At 68.2% G+C, this 19,921-nt stretch carries 14 protein-coding genes; 6 read left to right on the top strand and 8 right to left on the bottom strand.

Translation table 11 applies throughout. The features are described 5' to 3' along the window. Position 1 precedes the first annotated feature (1 nt). From QSK21_RS29055 to QSK21_RS29080, 6 genes are all read right to left on the bottom strand, one after another. Positions 2-769, bottom strand: coding sequence for an ABC transporter ATP-binding protein (locus QSK21_RS29055; RefSeq protein ID WP_285700547.1), 768 nt, complete (start codon positions 767-769; stop codon positions 2-4). Continuing rightward, on the bottom strand, positions 766-1,665 hold the full coding sequence (locus QSK21_RS29060; RefSeq protein ID WP_285700548.1) for an ABC transporter permease: 900 nt from the start codon (positions 1,663-1,665) through the stop codon (positions 766-768). The genes QSK21_RS29055 and QSK21_RS29060 overlap by 4 nt, the downstream gene beginning before the upstream one ends. Then, positions 1,662-2,666: an ABC transporter permease gene (locus tag QSK21_RS29065; RefSeq protein WP_285700549.1), complete on the bottom strand. Its 1,005-nt coding sequence runs from the start codon at positions 2,664-2,666 to the stop codon at positions 1,662-1,664. Before QSK21_RS29065 ends, QSK21_RS29060 begins: the two co-directional genes overlap by 4 nt. A 15-nt stretch (positions 2,667-2,681) precedes the next feature. Next, positions 2,682-4,268 carry an ABC transporter substrate-binding protein gene (locus QSK21_RS29070; RefSeq protein WP_285700551.1) on the bottom strand — a complete coding sequence of 529 codons (1,587 nt, stop codon included), beginning with the start codon at positions 4,266-4,268 and terminating at the stop codon, positions 2,682-2,684. 146 nt (positions 4,269-4,414) lie between these two features. Continuing rightward, complete coding sequence (locus QSK21_RS29075; RefSeq protein WP_285700553.1) at positions 4,415-5,989, bottom strand: hydantoinase/oxoprolinase N-terminal domain-containing protein; 1,575 nt, start codon at positions 5,987-5,989, stop codon at positions 4,415-4,417. Further along, positions 5,982-7,064: an S-methyl thiohydantoin desulfurase family protein gene (locus QSK21_RS29080; RefSeq protein ID WP_285700554.1), complete on the bottom strand. Its 1,083-nt coding sequence runs from the start codon at positions 7,062-7,064 to the stop codon at positions 5,982-5,984. The genes QSK21_RS29075 and QSK21_RS29080 overlap by 8 nt, the downstream gene beginning before the upstream one ends. Positions 7,065-7,154: 90 nt before the next feature. Between QSK21_RS29080 and QSK21_RS29085 the strand changes: the two genes are divergently transcribed. From QSK21_RS29085 to QSK21_RS29095, 3 genes are all read left to right on the top strand, one after another. After that, entirely contained in the window at positions 7,155-8,615 is a 1,461-nt protein-coding gene (locus QSK21_RS29085) for a PucR family transcriptional regulator (protein WP_285700555.1), read from the top strand. A gap of 259 nt (positions 8,616-8,874) precedes the next feature. Further along, entirely contained in the window at positions 8,875-10,233 is a 1,359-nt protein-coding gene (locus QSK21_RS29090; RefSeq protein ID WP_285700556.1) for an alpha/beta fold hydrolase, read from the top strand. 193 nt (positions 10,234-10,426) lie between these two features. Beyond that, positions 10,427-10,642 (top strand): hypothetical protein, encoded by a 216-nt coding sequence (locus QSK21_RS29095; protein ID WP_285700558.1) that lies wholly within the window; start codon positions 10,427-10,429, stop codon positions 10,640-10,642. A 557-nt stretch (positions 10,643-11,199) separates the two neighbouring features. Here the strand turns inward: QSK21_RS29095 and QSK21_RS29100 are convergent. After that, entirely contained in the window at positions 11,200-13,470 is a 2,271-nt protein-coding gene (locus tag QSK21_RS29100; protein WP_285700560.1) for a GmrSD restriction endonuclease domain-containing protein, read from the bottom strand. A gap of 165 nt (positions 13,471-13,635) precedes the next feature. Between QSK21_RS29100 and QSK21_RS29105 the strand changes: the two genes are divergently transcribed. Both QSK21_RS29105 and QSK21_RS29110 read left to right on the top strand, forming a co-directional pair. Continuing rightward, entirely contained in the window at positions 13,636-13,851 is a 216-nt protein-coding gene (locus QSK21_RS29105; protein ID WP_285700561.1) for a hypothetical protein, read from the top strand. Between the two features lie 643 nt (positions 13,852-14,494). Then, the gene (locus tag QSK21_RS29110) at positions 14,495-17,140 is read left to right on the top strand and encodes a type 1 periplasmic-binding domain-containing protein (RefSeq protein ID WP_285700562.1); all 2,646 of its coding nucleotides are present in this window, start codon (positions 14,495-14,497) and stop codon (positions 17,138-17,140) included. A gap of 31 nt (positions 17,141-17,171) precedes the next feature. Here QSK21_RS29110 and QSK21_RS29115 read toward each other — a convergent pair whose 3' ends face one another. Continuing rightward, positions 17,172-17,807, bottom strand: coding sequence for a hypothetical protein (locus QSK21_RS29115; RefSeq protein WP_285700564.1), 636 nt, complete (start codon positions 17,805-17,807; stop codon positions 17,172-17,174). Between the two features lie 413 nt (positions 17,808-18,220). On the opposite strand from QSK21_RS29115, the gene QSK21_RS29120 reads away from it, so the two are divergent. Further along, complete coding sequence (locus QSK21_RS29120) at positions 18,221-19,879, top strand: helix-turn-helix domain-containing protein (protein ID WP_285700566.1); 1,659 nt, start codon at positions 18,221-18,223, stop codon at positions 19,877-19,879. Positions 19,880-19,921 lie beyond the last annotated feature (42 nt).

Here is a 19,921-nt window from a genome sequence, read left to right on the forward strand (position 1 = left end):
GTCACCTCCTGATCGCCGGGACGGCGGCGAGCAGTTCCCGGGTGTAGTCGGCCGTGGGATGGTCGAGGACCGCGGCCACGGGCCCTGATTCGACGACCCCGCCGTCCCGCATGACGACGAGCCGGTCGGCCACGCCGGACACCGCGGCCAGGTCGTGGGAGACGAGGACCATGGCGATCCCGTACTCGCCGCGGACACGGGCCAGCAGGTCCAGCACGGCCGCCTGCACGGTGACGTCCAGCGCGCTGGTGGGCTCGTCGGCGAGGATGACGCGCGCGCGCAGAGCGACGGCCATCGCGATCGCGAAGCGCTGCGCCTGGCCGCCGGAGACCTGATGCGGATAGCGGCGTAGCAGCCCGGGGTCGAGCAGCACGCTGCGGAGCGCCGCCTCGGTCCGTTTCCGGGCCGGCGCGCCGTGCAGCCCGTGCCGGGCCAGCGCCCGCCGCAGCAGGGTCCCCAGCCGCATCGTCGGGTTGAGCGAATGCCGCGGGCTCTGGCTGACCAGCGCGATCGCCGAGCCGCGGAGCCGGCGCAGTGCCCGCTCACCGGCCGTGACGACGTCCACGCCGTCGACGACGATCTTCCCGGTGACGCGCAGGCCGTCGTCGGTGAGGCCGAGCATCGCGTTCAGCGTGGTGGTCTTGCCCGAGCCGCTCTCCCCGACGATCGCCGCGCACTCGCCGGGTCCGACCTCCAGCGAATCCAGCGAGGCGAGCAGCCGGTCACCGGCGCGCACGCGCAGGTTCTCGACGGTCAGCACGGGGTTCATCGGGTGATCTCCCGTCGGGGGTCGAGTGCGGAGCGCAGGCCCTCGCCGAGCATGTTGAAGCAGAACGCCGTGATCACGATGGCGAGCCCGGGGAACACGACGACCCACCAGTTGGTGGTGAACAGGCTCTGGCCCTGCTGGACCATCAGCCCCCATTCGGCTGTGGGCTCGCGCGGTCCGAGGCCGAGGTAGGACAGCGCCGAGACCGTGATGATGACGCCGGCGGCGTCCAGGGAGAGCTGCACCAGCACCGGTGTCAGCGAGTTGGGCAGGACGTGCCGCAGCGCGATCCGGGTCCGGGAGACGCCCAGGCAGCGGGCCGCGTCGATGAAGCCGCGGGATCTGATCGAGGTGGCGGTGACGGCGCTCATCCGCGCGTACCAGGGCCACCAGGAGACGGTGATCGCGAGGATGGCCCCCTGCACGCCGGGCGGCAGGACCACCGCCAGCGCGACCGAGAGCAACAACGCCGGGAAGGCGAGGAACACGTCGGTGATGCGCATGATGACGTCGCGGACGGCCCCGCCCGCGTACCCGGCGGTGACGCCCAGCAGCACGCCGACGACGCAGGACAGGGCCAGTACCGTCACCGTGATCGTCAACGATGTGCGCGCCCCGTACAGGACGCGGCTGAGCAGGTCACGGCCGACGCCGTCGGTACCGAACCAGTGGTCCGATCCGGGCGGCCGCAGCGCCTCCGCCGGGTGGGTCGCGTCGGTCCCGTCGCCGGGGTACGGGGCCAGCAGCGGAGCCGCCACGGCGGCGAGCACGATCAGCGCCAGGACCACCGCCCCGCAGGTGGCGAGGCGGTCCCGGCGGGCGAGCCGCAGCAGCCTGCGCACCGTGCCATAACGGTGTCCGGCGGCCGCCGCCTTGGCGGTCATGGTGTGGGTCATGTGAGCCTCACACGGGGGTCGAGGGCGGCTTGCGCGAGGTCCACCAGCAGGTTGAGGAGGACGTACGCCAAGGCGACTGCGATGGTGACGCCCGCGATGGCGGGCGCGTCGGAGGAGCGGATCGAGTCGGCGGCGTAGCGGCCGAGCCCCGGCCAGTTGAAGATGGACTCCACCAGGAACGCGTTCACCAGGGAGAAGGCGAAGACCAAGGCCAGCAGCGCCAGTACCGGGCCGAACCCCGGCCGCAGCGAGAAGCGCGTCAGGACCTGCCATTTGGAGAACCCGAGGGCGCGTTCAAGCCGCGCGTGGTTCTGCGTCGTCTCCTCGATGAGAGCGGCGCGGGTCATCTGGGCGACCACGCCGGTGGGGTAGGCGGCCATCGCCAGCGACGGCAGCACCAGGTGCCCCAGGGCGCTGCCGAGGACGGGCCAGTTACCGGTCAGCAGCGCGTCGACCACCGTGAGGCCGGTGTAGACGCGCAGGGGGCTGGTGGTGTCGAGGGCGGGATCGTACTCTCCGGCGACGGGCAGCCAGCCGAGCTGGGTGGCGAACACGTTCTGCGCGATGAGGGCGAGCAGGAACACCGGGCACGACACCGCCAGCATGGAGGACAGCCGAACCGCGGTGTCGGCCGGGCTCCGCCGCAGCCGCGCGGCCAGCAGCCCGAGCGGCACCCCGGCCAGCACCGCGATGAGCATCGCGGTGCCGACCAGCGACAGGGAGGCCGGGAAGGCGGTGGAGATGTCCGACAGCACGTCCTGGCGGGTGTGCAGGCTGGTTCCCCAGTCGCCGCGCACGAGCGAGGTCAGGTAGTCCCACAGTTGGGCGGCGATCGACCTGTCCAGGCCCAGCTCTTCGCGCACCCTCTCCAACTGCTGGGCGGAGGCCCGGGGGCCGGCGTAGGTGACCGCCGGGTCCCCGGGCACCAGCCGCATCACCACGAACGTGACGACGACGACCCCGGCCACCACGAGGGCCGCCTGGCCCACTCGGCGGAGCATGTAGCGCGCCATGGGTCAGCCGGTGGGACGCAGGTTGTGGACGAACACCACGTTGGGGTAGGCCGGGTTGTCGGTGTAGCCGTCGATCTCCGCCTGGTAAGCCCGCTGGTACTGCTGGACGTACAGGGGGGCAGCGACGGCCTGGTCGACCAGCAGGGTGCGTTGCAGGGACTCGTACGACCTGCTCGCCGCGGCCCGGTCCATCGCGGTCGTCTGCGGCAGCTTGTCGATCAGGCCGTCGATCTTGGGGTCGTCGAGGTAGGTGAGGTTGAACGCGACAGGGTCGGCGGAGCGGAACAGGTTCAGGAACCAGCTGTAGGCGTCGGGGTAGTCCGGGAACCAGTACATGACAAAGATGTCCTGGCGTTCGTCGGGGTCATTGGACTTGCCGCGGGACCACTGGGCGTCCCACTGCATCGGCTTGGCCTGAAGCGTGACGTTCAGTTGCTTGAGCGCCGAGCTGAGCAGCGTCACGAACGTCTGCTGGTTGTCGTCGCCCTGCGCGTAGGTGAGGTCCAGCGTCAGGGCCTTCTTGCCGGGTCCGTATCCCGCTTCGTTCAGCAGCCTGGTCGCCGCCGCGGTGTCCCGGTGCCGCGCGAGGCCGGGGGCGTGTCCGGTCAGCCCCTTGGGCACGATGCCTTCCGCCGGGACCGCCGAGCCCTTCAAGGCCGACACGAGGCCGTCGTAGTCGATCGCCGCCTGCACGGCCTTGCGGACCTTCGGATCCGTGAGAGGCCCGGACGCGGTGTTGAAGAAGGCGATGAGGTTCTGGAAGGAGGGCGTCGACTGCGTCTTCAGTTCCTTGATGCTCTTCGCCTGGGCGAACAACTGCGGGTTGAGCCGGGCCACGAAGCTGACGTCGCCGCTTCGCAGTTGCTGCCACGCGGTGGTGACCTCCGGAACGACGCGGTATTCGACCTGGGTGTAGTGGGCGCCGGCCCACCCGGCCCAGTACGCCTTGTACTGCTGGAGCCGCAGTTCGACCTCCTGCCCCTTGTTCCAGGTGCCGACGGTGTACGGGCCGCTGCCGGTGTCGTGTCCCTTGGCCAGGTGGTCCGCCAGGGAGCCACCGCCGGGCGCGGCCGTGTCATAGATGTAGGCGCCATAGTCCGAGGCGGCGATGAAGTCCATCGGCGCCGCGTGCTTGAGGCGGAACACGAGCGTCCGCGGATCCGGCGTTTCGATCTTCTCGACGGGGCTCCAGATGTAGGCGGCGCCGCCCTCCATCTTCATGGTGCGCTCGATCGCCTTCTTGGCCAGGGTGGAGGTCAGCTTGGCGCCGGTGTGGAACGTGACGCCGTCGCGGAGCGTGAACGTCCAGGTCGTGCCGTCCCCTGAGGACGTCCACTTGGTGGCCAGCAGCGGCTTGACCTTCTGGGTGGCGGCGTCGTAGCGGGTCAGGGACTCGTAGATGTTCTGCATCGCGATGATCTCGTTGGAGTACGAGGTCGCGGGATCCCACTCGGTGACGATGTTGAGGTTGTAGGCGTAGGTGAACGTGCGCGCGGCGGAGGCGGGCTCGCGGACGGATCCGCCGAAGCAGCCCGCGACGGTGACGGCCGCGGCCGTCACGATCGCCAGGACTCGTATGTGCCTGAGCATGGCAAGGGTCTCCTGCGGTGAGAGGGGTTCGCAGTCGAGGGTGGACGGGGCTCGCGGGAGGGGTGGACGGGATCCGCGAGTGGGGTGGGAGGGGTTCGCGGGAGGGGTGGACGGGGTTCGCGGACGGCGGGCCGTTCGGGACCCGGTCAGAGCTTGCCCAGCGGACCGGCGGCCTTGACGCGCAGTCGCAGCGCGGGTTCCGGCAGGTAGCTCATCGGCACCTCGGTGACCTCCACCACCTCCACTCCGGTCGGGTCGGCGCCGGCCTGCACGGCCCGCCGCCGGGCGTACTCGATCGCCGCGTCGATCGCTCCGCCGCGGCCGTCACCGGCCGGGACGATGGTCTCGACGGTTCCGCTGACCAGTGCGATCGCGGCACCGACGGCGTTGGCCACGTCGCCGTCGGAGGGGCGGATCACCTCGGCCACGCCGGGCAGCCCGTCGGGCACCAGGAACGCCCCGCCGCCCACGACGACCAGCGGCAGGTCGGTCTTGCCGAGCGTCATGCGGTCCACCGCGTCTGTGAGCATCCCGTCGGCCCGCCGTACCGCCGTGGTCAGCGCCCCGTGCAGGTCTTCCGGGATGGACCCGCCGTGCGGCCGGGTCCGTCCCGCCAACACGCCCGCGTCGGTCATGGTGGGGGTGCTGCCGCCGAAGGAGAGCGCCAGGTCGGTGATGTGATGGCCGACCGACCGGGTCCCGACCTCTCCGGCCGGGCCGACGATCGTGCCGCCGCCCAAGGCGAGCGACAGGACGTCGGGCATCCGGAAGTTGGTCCGCACGCCGCCGATCTCGATCCCGGCGCTGGACTCCCGCGGGAACCCGGCGGTCAGCACGCCGAAGTCGGTGGAGGTGCCGCCGACGTCGGCGACCACCGCGTCGCTCAGGCCGGAGAGGAACCCGGCCCCGCGGATCGAGTTGGCCGGGCCCGAGCCGATCGTGAGCACCGGGTAGCGGGCGGCGTAGTCGACCGCCATCAGAGTGCCGTCGTTCTGCGCGAAGTACGTGGTCAGGTCCAGACCGAACGCGGCGAGCGTCGTGTGCAGCGCGCTCGCCACGTCGCCGACCACCTGGTAGAGGGCCGCGTTGAAGATCGTGGCGCCCTCGCGCTCCAGCAGCCCCAGCGTCCCGATCTCGTGGCTCATCGAGATGGGAACGTCCGCGCCCAGCTCCGCGTGGACGATCGCCGCCGCATCCAGTTCCTGCTCGTCGAACGCGGGACTGAACACGGCGGTCAGCGCGACGGCGTCGACCTCGCCGGCGACCTCGCCGAGGAACGCCCGCAGCCTTCCGGGGTCCAACGGTGAGATCGGCGTCCCGTTGATGTAGTTTCCGCCGGGCAGCACCGTCGCACCCCCGATGATCTCCTTCACCAGTTCCGGCGGCCAGGACTGCAACGGCGGCACCGACGTGGTGGCCGGGCCCCCGAGCCGGATGGCGGCGACCCTTCCGAGCCCGCGGCGTTCCAGGATCGCGTTCGTGGCATGCGTGGTGCCGAGCATGACGCGGTCCAGCCGGTGAGCGTCGTCGCCGATGGCGGTGAGCACCGCCGTCAGCGCGGCCTGGAGGCCCGACGTGACGTCGGAGCTCGTCGGGCGCTTGGCCTTGGTCAGCACCGTGCCGTTCTGGTCGAGGACCACCGCGTCGGTGTTGGTCCCGCCGACGTCGATGCCGATACGCAGGCCCCCTTCGGCATGGCGCCTGTTCTTGGGGTCAGGCATGGGCGAGCTCCTCCACGGGGGTGTAGTCGATGTCGTAGCCGAACGCCCGGGGGCCGACCGTCGCCAGGCCCCGCTCGGTACGCCAGATCGGGTCGCACGGCCAGGACAGGACCGACACCCGCTGCCCGTACCGGAGCGACTCGGTGGAGATGGCGTCCGCGGTCTTCTGGTCGACCACGGTGATCAGGTCGGGAACGGACGCGCGCAGCCGGCCGTCCTCGAAGGCGATGAGGTTCTCGTTCTGGATCTCCACGCGGAGCAGCCGGCCCTGATGCTCGCCGGTGCCGTCGACGACGAGGCTGCCGCGGACGAACCCGCCGGTCGTCCACCGGTCCACATCGATGACCTTCCCGTGGAGCAGCACCGTGGCGCCGAGCGTCTCGCACAGGCCGGCGACCGGCTCGGCTCCCTCCCGGACCGCGCGGCCGATGGCCAGCGCGGAGCTCACCGAGCCCTCGATGACCGCGCCGCGCGCCTGCGCGGCGGTCAGCACATAGTCGGCCATCAGCGCCGACCCGCCGCAGGCGACGCACACGGCGCGGCCGATGCGCTCGGACCACATCGCGTCCACCGGGCGCAACGCGATGACGTTGCCCTGCACGTCGGCGAGGACCACGATGTCCAGCGGCCGGTCCGCGATGTACATCGCGACCATCTGGACCTCTGGGAAGGCGCGTCCCATCCCGTCGGCGTCGACCAGCGGCAGCCCGAGCCGCGCCGCCCAGGCCACCGGACCGACGCCGTTGGAACCTCCGATCTCGGAGGCCATCACCGCGGCCACCGGGCGGCCCAGCAGCCGCTCGACCTCGTCGCGGATGAGGACCGGTTCCTCCCCGCTCATGGGCATCTCGTGGGCGACGGTCGGGGCGCCGATGCCCGACAGCGGCAGGATCAGCCCGTCATCGGGCACCTCCGACAGCGGGATCAGCGGTACCTCGCCGTACTCGGCGATCGCCTTGGCCGCGGTCAGCGTGCCCGTCTCGACGTTGCCTCCGCCCCCGGTGCCGAGGACGGCGCAACCACGCGCGAGCGCCGGGAGGTCGCCGAGCGTGAGACATTCGGTCGTCGTCTGCATGTAGGAAGAATCCTTGAGCGGTCGGCCTGCTGAGAAGTCGCCGCATCTCAAAGTTCCGCCGCCGATTGTGCTGATGACACAATCGGACCCATGCCCTATGTGTCCGATCTACTCCGCTCTGGGGCTCGGATCACCGTCAACCTCCTCGCCGGCCCTCCGGACGCCGCGCCGTTGACCTCCGTGACCGCGGTCGAGACCTTGGAGGGTCTGAAGGACGCCCCCTCGGGGGCGCTCACGGTCGTCACCGGCCGGGCGTTGAACGCCGCCGCGTACCAGATGGACATCGCGATCAGGACCGCCGCCGACCGCGGGCTGCCCGCACTGGTGCTCATCGGCAGTGGCCCGCTGCCGATCACCACGACCCGGCTGGCCGAGCGGGCGCGGCTGGCGGTGCTGAGCACGGAGGCGGGCTGCGACGTCGCCGAGGTCGTGCTCTGGCTGGACCAGACCATCCGCGGCGAGGCCGCGGACACACTCGCGCAGGCCCAAGCGGCGCTGGGGATCCTGCGTGAGCAGCGCGATTCCGACGGCGACCCGGCCGAACTGCTGGAGCGGGTCGGCGCGGCGCTCGGCCACACCTTGACGATCACCGAGGCCGCCGGCGAGGAACCCGCCGGCGAGCCGATATGGGTGGCCGGGCGGCGGCACGGCACCGTCATCGGCCCGCCCGACGACGCGGTACGGCTGGTGCTGCCGGCCGTGGCCGCGGCGATCGGCAGGCTCAAGGAGGCCGCGCTGGCGCGCGAGACCGCCCCGGGCCAGACCCGCTCCGACATCCTCACCGAGCTGATCGTGGCCGAGCGCGTTCAGGCCGGGCTGTTGGCCGATCGGGCCCGCATGCTCGGCCTGGCCATCGACGACGTGCACATCGTCATCTGGATGACGTCGGAACGTCCCGCGGGCGCCGACCCCGGGGAACTCACCGAGCAGCGGCGGCTGTTCGACACCCTCGCCCTGCACACCCACCAGTTCGAGCATCCGACCGGGGAGTCGTGGAATCTGGCCCGGCTCGCGGCCGACATCGTGGTGGTGGGGACGGCCCGCACCGAGATCACGCAGAAGCGCGCCCACCAGATGATCGCGTCACTTCGGGAGGCCATGGCCGGCGAGCACCCAGGCATGGTGCCGCGGTTCGGGATCGGCACCGCACAGCGGGGCATCGACGGGCTGCGCGAATCCGCCATGGAGGCGCGCGCCGCGGCGGAGATCGCCGTCCGCTCCCGGGCGTCCGTGCACGTCTTCGACGCCACAGGCATCAACCGCGTCCTCGCCGCCATCGCGGGCACGCCGCTCAGCCGGCGCGTGATCGACGACCTGCTCGCCCCCCTCGACGAGCTCGGCCCGGTCCGGGCGGCCACGGCGATCGAGACACTCGGCGCCTACCTCGACGCCCGGGGCTCCCTGAAGGGCGCAGCCGTCCGGTTGCAACTGCACCCCAACGCGGTCAACTACCGGATCAAAAAAATCATCGAACGGCTGGACGCCGACTTGACCGATCCGGATATTTCGTTCGCCCTGCACCTGGCCTGCCGGGTCCGGCTCAGCGACTGACGAGGACCCGGCGGTCGCCCGCGCCGGCACGTCGGGATGCCGCGACCCTTTGGGGCCGCTAGGGCATACGACGCAATCGACTGGCAGGCAGGGCTCCGGGGCCACCCTTTCACAGCGTTCCTTTTCTCCGCTCACCGTGTTACGAGAATGTGAACACTTCTAATCTGCGCGGCCAGAAACTGTCTTCGGACACATGGCGGCGGGAAGTGCCGGGCCGTACAGTATGGGGTGCCGAGTTGGCGGACGCAATCAATGGCCCGTGGTCGGTACTCCATGCCCAAAAGCCGAGGAGCGGCAGTTTATGAGGAGAATTCGCAGACTGTTCGGCCTGCTGGCCGGGCTCGTTCTCGTCGCCGGAGCCCTGGTGGTGCCCCCTGCCATGGCCGCCCCACTGCGTCCCATTGTCTTCGTCCACGGGTATTCCGGGTCCGGCAGCCAGTTCGAGACACAGGCGAAAAGGTTCGCCTCCAACGGTTATCCCGCCGAATACATCGAGTCCCAGGAATACGACACCACGTTCGAGCAGAACAGCGCCGAAGACGTTTACGCCGCACTGGACGCGCGGATTGCGCGGTTGAAGGCCGCGACCGGTGCGGACAAGGTGGAACTGGTAGGGCATTCGCTCGGTACGTACATGTCGCAGAACTACCTGAAGAGTTCGGCGGCACGGGCGGCCAATGTCGCGCACTACGTGAATCTGGACGGGTTCCCCGCGGACGCTCCCCCTGGAGGCGTGCCCACACTCGCCATCTGGGGGCAGAGCAACGACACCGCGCGAATCGGCGGGGCGACCAACGTCTATTCGCCAAACGAGGCGCATGTCGAGACGACCTCGTCGGTGGCCTCGTTCCGCGCCATGTACAGGTTCTTCACCGGCGATGAGCCCGACACCACGAACGTCGTCGCGGAGGCCGGCACGATCCGGCTGGGCGGCCGCGCGCTGTCCTTTCCCAGCAACGTGGGGCTGAGCGGCGTCCAGTTGAACATCTATACGATCAATCCAGCCACGGGAGCCCGCGTCGGCGGGGCGGTGGCCTCCTACGCGTTGTCGGGTGACGGCTCCTGGGGGCCGTTCCAAGGAACGGGGACCGCGTACTACGAGTTCGAACTGGTGCGGCCGGGCGGTGTTCCCGTCCATCACTTGTACTTCCAGCCGTTCCGGCGCACCGATCTGGGTATTCGTCTGCTCAGCACCGACCCGGGCACCGGAATCGACGAGGACGTCGACCGCAGTTCCCGCAGCATCGCGATGCTCGCCTACCGCAACAAGGAATGGTGGGGCGACCAGGGAGCGAACTCCGACACTCTGGTCATCGGCGGCACCAGCGTCCTCAACAGCAGGACGGCGTCGCGCGACAAGGGCGCCATCGCCTTCTTCGCCTTCGACGCCTATTCCGACCGGATCTCCGTCCCCACCCGGACTCTTCTGCGGTTTGCGCTGACGCCGTTCATCACCGGTGTGGACCTCTACAAGGCGGCGGCTACACCGTCCACGGGAAGCGTCGTGGTGGAATCCGCGCAACGCGGAGGCAATGGTGCGGTGAGCCGGCTCGCCGTCCCGAACTGGCCCTCCAGCGGCCACACGATCACCGTCAACTTCGACGACTACGTGTCCTGACGGTTCCGACGGCATGAACCAGGGCGCGGACGAGCCGAGGTCCGTTCGCGCCCTGCCGCACGGTACCGATCGCAGGCTCCCGTGAATTACGAGCCGTGAGCGCGGGCGGATCGATCACCCTGCGGCAGATGTCCATTGACGACTGGGACGGGTTCATCGCGTTGGCCGAGGCCGGCACTGCACCATCCGATGAGTGCGGGTGCCGACCACCCCGGAGGCGTACGACCCGCTGCTCGCCGAGGTGAGCCACGCCGTGTGGCTGCTGCCGACTCCCGCGTTCCGGCGAAAGGTCTTCGACCGCCGGGGCGGTACGGCTTGGGGGTTCCCCTTGCGAGCGGCCAGGCTACGGTGCCAGCGCAGGATCGCAACTGGGGTGACCGGGAAGATCTCCGCCCACCGACGGCGGTGAACCAGCCGCGACAGCGCCGCCGCGGCGGTGGTGAGCACCCATCAGGTTGTGATGAACGCCCAGGACAAGTACATGGCGGCGGCCGGTGAAGGTTGTAGTGGATCAGGTACCTCGCTAAGCACCAGAGTCAGATGGCGGTCGCCAAGGATCAGGATCCATCCAGGAGTTCGCGGCGGGGGTTTCGAGGACGCATTCGCGGATGGCGTTCGTGTGCGGGGTCCGCGGCAGAGTCGCGAAGATTCGCAGCCCCTCGGCCCTGAAAACTTGAACAGCGGATCGCGATCGTGAATCAGGAACCGCAGCGTGTCGATGCGGTCGCCCAGGTCCATGGCCAGGTTCCGGGCGTGCTGATCCGTCCGCGCCCGGGTCGGTTGCGCGGTCACCCGCCCAGATGAAGCCTGCGGGCCCCGTGCTGGATGTATCCAGCACATACCACCACTTCAGCAGCACCGTCTCCACCACGAAGACATCGCAGACGGTGATCGCGTGGGCCTGCGTGGTCAAGGACTGCCGCCAGGTCAGCCCCTGCCTGTGGGGAAGTCGGGCGGCTCCGAGCCTTATCCCCAATGCTCCTTTTGGTATTTTACGAGGTCGTCGCCGTGTAGTTGTTTGGTCGCATTGCCGACGCGTACCCAGAACTCTGAGGGTTTAGGGGCCTTGGCGGTCTTGGCGAAGACTGGGTGTGCCGAGGCGGCGACGCTGAGTTTGCAGACCGTCTTCGCGTTCACCACGGGGAAACTGATGCGGACGGTCGGCGCGGTCGAGGCTGACAAGGAGTCATCGAGTAGTTGCCTCAGGAACAGTTCGTAGCCGTCGGCGTTCTGCTTCTTGCCCAACGTTGTGAAGTCGTCCTCGATACCCAGTACCTGGCCGTCGTCGCCCACCCCGATAAGCAGGAAGCCGCCCTCGGAGTTGAGGAATCCGCAAACTGTTTTGATGAGGTTCTGCGCGAGGTTCGGGTCGTAGGTCTTGGTGTGGACGTTCCACCGGCCACTGGCCTTGAACTCCGTGGTCTGCGTTTCACCGGCGGCGATCAGATCGGCGGTGGTCGCCTGCGAGTACTTCTGGTGCTCACCGGTGAGGGTGTTGAATCCGTCACGGACGACACCGGCGATGAGCTGCCGGCGCCGCTCGAGGAACGTCGGATAGTCCATGTTTTCCCAGCCGACCGGAAGCGCGTGCCACTGGGCCTGCCGGGCCATTTTCTGCGGGTCGATCTTTTTCCTGATGCGGGGGAGATAGTCAGCGGGGGGATCGGCGTTGTCGAGCTCGTCCGCAGGCCATTCGACGTAGGCCATGTTGGCGATGGCGCTGGTCTGCCGTGTGCCGGAGATACCGAGCGAGTTGAGGTATTTGCCGTGGAACAGGCGGTCGCGCTCGATGGATGTCGGCGCCGCCCCCGAGGGATCGAAAAGGTCCCTGATACGCAGGTCACTGAAGAGGACCTCGGCGTCCAGAAGGTTGAGCGCGGCGATGTAGGCGAAGAGCGCGGGTGAGCGGGACGAGGATGTGTCGAGGCGGTTCGGAAGTGAGATATTCCAGTAATCTCGCGTGAAGTTCGCGGCGATTATGCGATCCAGTTCGGCAAGGAAGGCCGCTCCGTCACCAGTCTGGAGGCTCGCGATGCGCCCCAGGTCGGACTCGAGTTGCGACTCCGGAGATGTGGTGTAGCGGCCGGTCGTGTGCGCCATGAAGAACCACCGCGCGATTGCCGGGCGCAGTGCCGAGGCATCAAGGGAGAAATCGTGATGGCCGATAAGCCAGATCGCGTAGCTGAACAGCAGGGCGTTTTCCGAGGTGATCATCTTGCGGCTGCGGAAGCCCGCGCTGGACACGCACCTGAAAAACTCGTGCCAACTGCTTAGATCCAGCACCTTCTCTTGCGCCGCCGCCAAGAGAGCGAACTGCTCCTGGCGGCGCTCCACGCTAACCTGGCCGGTCTCCAGGTCCTTGCCACGCAGGATGTTGTAGACGTGCTGAAGCCGGGCACGGCGGAACGCGACCGCGACCGCGACACGCAATAGCTGGTCTGGTCCGGGATCCAAGAACGGATTCCGGGGGCTTTCCCCCGTCACTGTGGGGTCGACCGCGTTGCGACTGAAGTCCTCAAGCTGTCGGCGGCCCTTCTCCCAGTGCACGGACATGAGAGTGAGGATGAAGTCAGACTGGTTGAGTTTGACGCCCTCGGAGTTGATTCGGACGAAGATTTCGGCGACCTGCTCCTCATCAGTGGCCGAGCCCAGCTCGATCACCTGGAAACGGAAATCGCGCAAGTCGCGGACACGGTCTATGCGGTCTTCGAGTTCGTCCTTGTAATCGGTCGGCAGATCTTCTTCTAGTGTCTTACCAAGGCGCTCGAAGAACTGGCGCACCGTGTTCTTGTAGCCGTCCGACCAGAGCGCGGAGATGTCGGGGATGAAGTGTGCGTCGCGCTCGATGGCCGCATCGGCCACCTCGAAGGTCTGGTCCTCGGGGCGAAAAGCGATCTTTATGTACCGCTGCTCGAACGACTTGGTCAGCACGGGCCGACCGGTGAGAACGGCGAACAGGGAGGTCAAGCGTTGCTGGCCGTCCACGATCAACAGTTGCGGAGCCTTGGTGGCGGACTCCATCCCGATCTGACGGGTGCCGACCTCCGCGCCGGTCTCCCAGAACATCAGCGTTCCGATGGGGTAGCCGCGATACATCGAGTCGAACAGGTCCCGGGCCTTCGCCGCCGACCACACGAAGGGGCGCTGAATGTCCGGAAGACCGATTCGTCCGATCTTGATGTCTTCGATCAGGTGATTCAGCGAGTACCCGGTATCGCGGTAGAGGGTGGTTGGCACTGCTGGTGCTCCTTGACCAAGCGTTCGACATGTACGGACGGCGCCTTGTGTAGTACACCACTTCCATCACATGCCTTCCAACAAGTCACGGATTCGATCTGGGCTCGGCCCGATAGCTCTGGACGTGAGCACCCCCAAGCACCCCTGAACTTCAAAGTCACCGCCGTGTCGACTGTGGCCGAGGTCATCGCCGGGGTCGACCTTGTCCGGCCAAGCCGCGATCATCATGGGCGGCACCTCTGGCCTGGACACGCCTGCGACCTGCGCTCCACAAGCGATCCCGCCTTGACGGCGCGGATCGTCGCCGAAGTCCAAGAGGAGCTGGCCACGGTGGAGCAGGCCGAACTCGGCTACCTTACGGCCGTTCCGGCCAGGCCGTAGCGCTCACGTGCCGACGCCCTGCCCACGCAAGTCCACGCCGCCGACACGTTCTTCTGCGACAGCCCGCTCGGTAGTCCCGCGCTGTTCACCGAGGTCGACCCGTCCGCCGCTGCGATCGCGGCCGTCCAGGCTGCAAGCTTTTGCCGTGGGCTTCTCCCAGCCGCCTACGGCCTCTGGACCAACAGGAGTCCGCACTCCGATCCATTCCGAGACGCAGCCAGGAGAGGACGAAGCCGGTGACCTGGAAGATCCCCGCGTCGCGGGCCGGAACTAGCTTCTGAAGCCTTGGGGGGTGCGGATCCAGCGACGGTGCGCTGTCAGTAGACGGGGGGAGGTACTCGATCACCGGACGTGGGATGTCGAGCATGGCAATATGGAGGACCAACGCCAAGTCTCTGGTGTTGTGGACGATCTTGTGGTGAGACCTGTCCTACCGGGGGCTTTGCGGCTTCCAGGGCTCAACGGCACAACGCCCTGAGTCATCCGAGATGTTGCTCAATGCCTGGATCGCCCCAGGCCGCCGGTTCACTTCCGTTGAGCAGACCTCGATCTCGAAATATGATTTTCGTCCATAACCAGTTGTATATCACTGCGAGCGGTTTAGGCTACCGTCCCCAGAATCCTATCCTCCAGGGAGTCTTTGATGGGGTTTCCTGACGACCGGGCCTCGGCCTTCGTCCTTGGCTTTCCAGCTGTGGTGGCGCCCGAGTACTCGAACCGGGCGAGTCTGGGAACCAGCCCGCCGCTCTTCATCCTGCGAGTGCCGGAGACCGCGGGCACGTCTGGCATAGATGAGGTCATCGAGGCTCTCTACAGGTCGCTCTTCGGCAATGGCAAGCTCGTGCCGCTCGCCCGTCTGGCCGCCGAGGACGATTCGACGCTGCTCTCCGAGATCGCCGGAGCCCAGCTGAGGACCGGCGCGCCAGAGAATATGACGCCTGATCGCTACCCGAACTTCCTTGTCATGCGGGACCTCATCACCTACATCCGGCAGAATCCCCGCGCATGGAGAGCGGGGCCGCAGACGCGGGAGCTTCGGCTGCACGCCAGTGAGCAGCGCGCCAAGCGCGGCGGCCTGTTGGGCTTCACCCAGGTGGCGGGTCCTGACGGAGGCTGGCTTTGGGGTTTCCTGATGAAACTGGTCTGGCGTCCGTTGGTACAGCGAATGCCCAGGCGGGTGTGGGCCGCCTGGACGTCGCGCAAGGTGATGCGGGACTGGCTGGGCGCGGAGAATACCGCCGGGGGTGGCCGGGACCTTTTTCGGGCGATGAACAACGGGGGTGCCCTGTGGAGCACGCAGCTGGGGAACGACCCGAATCACGAGGAGGCTCTTCAGCAGCTCGATCGGCTGCTGTGGCGCGCCCTTCTGGAGGACCTGCGCAGCCCGGTGATCGGCCGGCTCCTACCTGGACGACGGCGCAGGACCGCGCGTCCCGTTCTGCTTGTGGAACTGCCGCCACCGGCCGCACGGGGCAGCCGTGCGGCCGAACGTTTCCTGCGCTCGGTGCATCAAACGCCCACGGCCAAGGGGCCGGGTCCGCTCGTCGTGGCGGTCGGGCAGCCGTCCGAACATCTGCTGGCGGATCTTGGTGATCCCGAGCAACTCACGTTCACACAGGCGAGCATTCGCCTGAGCGATCAGGCCGGGCCGCCGGTTCTGGTGGCCTTCAGCGACGACGCCATGGCCAAGCCACGACTCCAACTGCCCAGGGTCAACCCGAGGACGTTCAGGTTCAGCCGGATGGTGCCCACGGCGATCATGGCTGGTGTGACCGTCCTGGTCATGGCGGGCACAAGCCTGGGCATCGTTCAGGCTTTCGACGACCACGATTGCATTGGCGGCGTCGATTCCGTCGCAGAGTCCGCGCGTGCCGACCCCGTCCCGGTCCATTCCAAAGCCTGGTACGACGCGGCTATACGGGAGATCGACAAGCAGAACAAGCGGGCTGAGCAGGCCGCCGTCGAGGGCAGAACGGTACGGACTGTAGTGGCGTTCGTGTCCAGCGTGCCGACGGACGAGAACGAGTCGCGTTTCGACGGAATGATCCCCGAGTTGCGCGGTATCGCGATGTGGCAGCGAAAGCTGCTCGACGACGCCGTATCCAACGACTCGGCCGTAAGGCTCCGAGTCGAGGTCTGGCCCACCGGGCAGGCGTTCCAGAACGCCGAAGCCGAGGCGAGGAAGCTCGCGAAGCGGGTGGCGGACGAGGGCACCGCCAAGAACATCGAGGATTACACCAGGGTCGTCGGCGTCCTCGGATACGCGCAAAGCCGGGACGAGACCCAGGCCGCGCTTCGGGTTCTCGGCGACGCGAAGATTCCCACAATCGGTACTACGGCGACCGCTGATGAGATGCTGACCGGCAACGCGAACCGCAGCTACTGGCCCTTTACCCCGACCAACTCGACCGAGGCGAGTATCGCGGCGAACTTCGCGGGCACTCGGAACATCGTGGCCATCCCCAACTCCAAGGGGGACTGCTCCCCTGCCCGCCACGCCCTCGTCATCGAAAGCTCCACCGACCTTTACAGCCGCAGCCTGGCGGACAAGTTCCGCGCCGAATTCCAGGGTACCTCCCAGGTGTTCAACTTCAACCAGGAGGGCGACTTCGACCCCCCGTCACCCTCCGGCGCGACCAACATGAGCAGCGCGGACGAACTGGCAAGCCAGCTATGCCGGCAGCTGAAGGCGAAGCCGGGGTCCATCGTGTACTGGTCTGCGCGAGCCCGTGACTTCACTGCCTTCATCAACGCCATGCAGACCCAAGGCACCTGCATCGATGACGACATCACCGTTCTCGGCGGCAACGAACTCACCAACGTCGCCCAGACAGGCGCATTCAACAACAAGCACTGGTTGCGGCTTTACTACTCCGCTCACCGGCTTCCCGCTACAGATGTGAACGCCAGCGACCAAACAAAGCAGTTCGTGGATGATTACACCGCATTTGTGAAACGCACGACGAAGGGCATCGACCCTTGGATCCAGGACGGCCACTCCGCCGTCTCCTATGACGCCTTCCACGTTCTCTCCCAAGCCGTCGACCAGGCCCACCGGCAGGCCGGTACCGTGTCCCGCGAGTCCGTTCTCGTCGCCCTCGGCGGAGGCATCACCTTCAACGGCGCCACCGGATTCGTTTCATACGACGGGAACAGCAATGCCGCGCCCGTTGACAAGACCCTTGTCCTGCTCCGCCAGCTCGGAAGCGGCCCAAAGACCGTCCTGGTGTGCGGGGCGTACGACCAGGGCGCGTCCAGCGAAGCACAGGGACCACCGTGCACCCGCTAATGCGGCGTGATCTCGCCATTAAGAGCGCGTCCTACGTGGTGATGTGAGTCCGCTTCTTGAAGCGGATCAGGGCGGCGGCCAGGGTGAGGAAGGCGGCAAACAGGTGCCCGTGACGCTCCCGGCCAACGCCCAGACGGCGGTAGCACAGCAGCCAGGCGATGGTGCACTCGATCGCACACACCGGTGCCGTCCCACAGGCGCCGGCCGGACTCGATGCCACGGCAGGCGATGCGCGGGACGACACCGCGCCGGCGCAGCCATTGCCGCAGGCCGGCGGAGTCCTGGCCTTGCCGGCGCGGGCCTTGCCGGGGCGCCGGCGGCGTGGCCCGCGGCGGGAACGGATCGGCGGGATGGCCAGCAACAGCGGCTTGAACACCGGGATGCCGGCGGTGTCGGCGGTGCCGGCGGCCCGGACACCCACCACCGGCGGCAGCCCTTCTGCCTCGGACAGCACGTGGATCCTGCTGCCCATCCTGGCCCGATCGACCGGATCGGCCCCGGTCAGCGATCCCCCTTTCCCGCTCAGACGGCGGCGGCGTCCACGATCCCCGGCGCTCCCATCGAGCATCCCGCACCCGCCCAGCTCGTCCAGCGCCGCCTGGTGCGGCCGCGGCCACAGCCCCGTACGGGTCCAGCCGGTGCACCGGCGATGCGCGGTGGAGCGCATCACGCCGAACCCGCCCGGCAGCCTACGGCCGCAGATCGGCGTCCTCCTGACCCGGCGAGCAGGCTGGGCACCAGCGCGGCACAGGACGGGCGGAGGTCGGCACTTCCCTTCGGTGAGCACGCAGGGTGACCGCGCAGCCCCGATCGGCTGCCGGTCCCGGGGCCTGAACGCCGAGCACATAGGGGTCAGCCGAAAAGTCAGCGAATGTGGTGGCCAATGTAGCGGGTCCAGGGTCTGGATTCCCCGCCGGATCTGTGGTGAGCTGCGAAAACACCCCCCGCAGCACCTCACGGTCAGCGGAGACAACCAATGATCCCGAACCGGGCAATCGATTCAGCGCCGCGACCGTGCCAGGCCCCGGCACTCGATGCCACACGGCCAACTCCAAGCTCAATCGATATCAGGAGTGGCTCATGACTGCTCTGTCGCTTGTCCCTGATACACCGCAGGAAACCGACGCCGCCTTCCTGCGCCGGCTCCTGGCGGCGAACGACACGACGCAGGCCCTCCAGATCGCCGTGGACCACGTCGTGGAGGCGCTCGGCTGCGCCGTGTCCTGGGCCGGGCTGGTCGAGGGCGACTACCTGGTGATGGGGGCGCACTGCGGCCTGATCTCGGCCGAGATGCGGTCGGCGTGGCGGCTGAAGGTCGGGGAGGGGATCGGCGGCAAGGTGGCCGCGGAGCGCAGGCCGTACATGAGCCGCGACTACCGGCACGACTCGCGCCGCGTTCCCCTGATGAAGCGGCTGATCGACAACGAGGGGATCCAGGCGACGCTCGTGGTCCCGCTCCTGATGGGCGACCAGGCGCTCGGGGTCCTGTACGGCGCCCAGCGGCGCCCCTACCCGTGGTCCGAAGAGGAGCAGGTGGTGCTCGACCAGATCGGCCGGGACCTGGCGATCCGGTTGCGGCAGCTCGACGTGGACGGCCGGCGCGAGCAGCGGGCCAGTGAGGTTGAACGCAAGTACCGGCGGACGCTCGGCGCGCAGCGCGAATGCGCCGCGCTTGCGGGCAGTCTCGCCGCGCAGGGGGACGCGGCCGTGGCGCTGGACCTGCTGGCCCTCAAGGTGGGCGGGCTGGTGGAGCTGCGCAACCGCGAAGGCAAGCTGCTCCGCTCGGCGGGAGCCGTCGGCGACGGCAATCCCAGGGTGGTCTGGAGGCGTGAGCTTCAGGGCACCGACGGCCTGACCGTCTCGGTCGTCGACGTCGCGGACCTTGACGAGGTCGACGCCGCGACCGTCGAGCTCGCGACCGCTCTGTTCCGCTTGCAGTTCCTTCGCCTGCGGGAGCACGAACGGACCGTCGAGCAGCTCCGCGGGGAGATGCTCGACCAGCTCCTGACCGGACGCATCGCCGACCCCGGCTCGTTCCGGCAGCGGCTGCTCACGATGGGGTTCTCCGCCGAGGAAGGCCAGGTCGTCGTGATCGGCAGGAAGCGCGGCGAGATCGGACCCGACTCGCCCATCGCCACCGCGATCGAGGGCGCCTTCCCGCGCTGCACGACCGGGGTGCGTTCGGGCCGGCTGGTCGCGGTGGTGGACATCACCGACCCCGACACGGACGTCCGGTGCTGCCTGGAATCGCTGCTGGTGCGCGGGCCGTATCGCGACCTGGTCGCCGGCGTGGGCCGGTCCTGCCGGGACCTCGGCGACTACGCGATCTCCTACGACCAGGCGCGGGCGGCCTGCGAGCTCGGGCTGCGCGGGACGGGCAAGTCCGCGGTGCTGACCGCCCGTGACCTCGGGATCATCCCCCTGGCGAGCGTCCCGCTCGAACATCTGCGCACGATGGTCCGGGACACGCTCGGCCCACTGCTCGACGCGGACGAGACCCGCGGGACCGACCTGGTGGAAACGCTGCGCGTCTACCTGAGCAACGACCGGCATCTTCCCGCCACGGCCGCGGCCCTGCACGTCCACTACAACACCGTGCGCAACCGCATCGCGCGGATCGAAGAGCTGCTCGGTGTGGACGTCCGCGACGTCGAGGACCGCTTCCGGCTTGAGACCGCGTTGCGGATGCACGCACTCACGCACGTGTTGACGCAGGACGACGAGGATGTCATGGCGTGACAAAGGCACTGTGAATTGATGGCGCGCCAAGACCTGGGGTGA

This window comes from Actinomadura sp. NBRC 104412, assembly GCF_030269515.1.
GTDB lineage: Bacteria > Actinomycetota > Actinomycetes > Streptosporangiales > Streptosporangiaceae > Spirillospora.